Here is a 1,160-nt window from a genome sequence, read left to right on the forward strand (position 1 = left end):
ATGGAGCAGGCGTTGCCAAAGTCCGAGCCGTTTGTGAACTCTATGGCCTCTTCTAAGCTGCCTACCCGCACCACCGAAAGTACGGGGCCGAAGATCTCCTCTCTCGAGACCCGCATCTCATCTGTCACTCCGTCTAGTATGGTGGGCCCGAAGAAAAAGCCTTCTTCTCTTGGCGGCTCTCTACCGTCCAGGGCTACAGTAGCCCCCTCCTCTTCGGCGAGGTCCACGTAGCCTTTTACCTTCTCACGGTGTGAGTCGCGGATCAGCGGTGTTAGCTCAGAGCCTTCCTCGTAGCCTGGGCCCACCTTCATGTTCTTTGCCGCCTCTTTTACGGCCTCTACCAGCTTATCCTGCTGAGAAGAATCTCCTACGGCTACGAGCACGCTCCCGGCCAGGCACCGCTCTCCGGCGTTTCCGTAGGCTGAAGCCACTATGTTCGGCACTGCTTTATCCAGGACGGCGTCTGGCAGGGCGATCATGGAGTTCTTGGCCCCGGCAAGGGCCTGCACCCTTTTGCCGGCCGCGGAGCCGTTACGGTAGACGTGCTCTGCTACGGGCTGTGAGCCTACGAATGAGACGGCCTCTATGCCGGGATGCTCTAGTATGCCGTCTACGGCTTCCCGGGCTCCGTTTACTATGCTGAAGGTGCCTTCCGGTAGATCTGAGCCCCCGGCCTCTAGGAGTAGCTCTCCGAGCCTCTGTGCCGTTAGCGGGGTACGCTCCGAGGGCTTCAGGATGTAGGAGTTTCCGGCTCCTATGGCTACCGGTAGGGTCCACAATGGGACCATGCACGGGAAGTTGAACGGGGTGATGGCTGCCACCACCCCGAGTGGGTAGCGGTAGGAGACGTTGTCTATGCCCCTCGCCACGTCTCTTAGGGACTCGCCCATCATGAGGGTCGGCATGCCGCAGGCGAACTCCACAACCTCTATTCCGCGCCTCACCTCCCCACCGGCGTCTTTTGCGTCCTTGCCGTTCTCCAGGGTAACGAGGTCCCTGAGCTCCTCGAAGTGATCCTCTAAGAGCATCTTGTAGCGAAATAGTACCCTGGCCCTATCCACCACCGGGGTTGCCGACCACGCCCTGAAGGCCTCCCCCGCGGCGCTAACCGCCCGGTCTAGCTCTTCCCTGCTAGAGAGCGGGGTACTTGCTATGACCTC

1 protein-coding gene is annotated in these 1,160 nt (G+C 60.4%); it reads right to left on the minus strand.

Translation table 11 applies throughout. From position 1 onward, the window contains the following. Positions 1–1,160: CoA-acylating methylmalonate-semialdehyde dehydrogenase (mmsA, locus tag ABD53_RS15440; RefSeq protein ID WP_047866731.1), on the minus strand; the 1,160-nt coding region annotated here is incomplete at both ends.

This window comes from Rubrobacter aplysinae, assembly GCF_001029505.1.
Classification (GTDB): Bacteria; Actinomycetota; Rubrobacteria; order Rubrobacterales; family Rubrobacteraceae; genus Rubrobacter_A; species Rubrobacter_A aplysinae.